Raw genomic sequence first — 1,269 nt, forward strand, 5'->3', positions numbered from 1 at the left:
TGAGCTGCCCCCTTCTGAGTGGTCCATCGACTATGACAGTCTGGACCAAGGAAGGGACGACGAATGCCAGCAAAGAAGCACAAGCCGGAGGAGATCATCGGCAAGCTGCGTGAGGTGGAGATCGTGCTGGGCCAGGGCGGCACGACCGCCGAGGCGTGCCGGCGGATCGCGGTCAGTGAGCAGACCTACTACCGGTGGCGCAAGGAGTACGGCGGCCTGAAGACGGATCAGGCGCGGCGGATGAAGGATCTGGAGAAGGAGAACGCCCGGCTGCGGCGTGCGATCTCGGACCTGACGCTCGACAAGCTGATCCTGCAGGAGGCGGCACGGGGAAACTTCTGAGCCCCGCGCGGCGGCGGCGCTGCATCGATCGGGTGCAGACGGTGTTGATGGTGTCCGAGCGGCGTGTGTGTCGTGTGCTCGGCCAGCATCGATCGACGCAGCGCAAGGTGCCGCGCGGGGCGGATGACGAAGAGGCGCTGACCGAGGACATCATCGCCTTGGCGAAGCAATATGGGCGATATGGCTACCGCCGGGTGACGGCGCTGCTCCACACCGCCGGTTGGTCGGTGAACCACAAGCGGGTCGAGCGGATCTGGCGCCGCGAAGGGCTGAAGGTGCCGCAGCGGCACTCGAAGCGCGGTCGGCTATGGCTCAACGACGGCTCCTGCATCCGGCTGCGGCCGGAGTATCCGGGGCACGTCTGGGCCTACGACTTCGTCGAGGGACGCACCCACGACGGACGCAAGTTCCGGATCCTCACCATCATCGACGAGGCCAGCCGGGAGTGCCTCGCGCTCATCGTTGCGCGTCAGCTCAACCACGAGGATGTGCTGGCTGGGCTCGCGGAGCTGTTTATCGATCGAGGCCCGCCAGCCCACATACGGTCGGACAATGGCAGCGAATTTATCGCGACCGCTGTGCAGACCTGGCTCGGGCAGATCGGCGTGAAGACGCTCTACATCACGCCCGGTTCGCCGTGGGAGAATGGCTATAACGAGAGCTTCAACGGGTCGCTGCGCGACGAACTCTTGAACGGCGAGATCTTCTACAGCCTTGCCGAAGCCAAGGTGCTGATCGAGGCTTGGCGCCGCCATTACAACACCGTCCGGCCGCATAGCAGCCTCGGCTATCGGCCGCCGGCTCCGGAAGCGGCGACGCCGCCATGGCCGGCTTCCGGCTCCGCTTCGCTCCACCTCCAGCCGGCCATGGCGGCGGAGACGACGATGCACTAACAATCAACCCGGACCACCCGGTGGGGGCTGCTCA

The 1,269-nt window shown here is 65.7% G+C and carries 1 protein-coding gene; it reads left to right on the plus strand.

From position 1 onward, the window contains the following. Window positions 1-63 precede the first annotated feature (63 nt). A protein-coding gene (locus ACH0BU_RS18095) for an IS3 family transposase (protein WP_500264483.1) occupies window positions 64-1,235 on the plus strand; the annotation gives its coding sequence in 2 pieces (ribosomal slippage) (window positions 64-328 and window positions 328-1,235; 1,173 coding nt in all). Window positions 1,236-1,269 lie beyond the last annotated feature (34 nt).

The organism is Sphingomonas olei, assembly GCF_045369765.1.
Classification (GTDB): domain Bacteria; phylum Pseudomonadota; class Alphaproteobacteria; order Sphingomonadales; family Sphingomonadaceae; genus Sphingomonas; species Sphingomonas panaciterrae.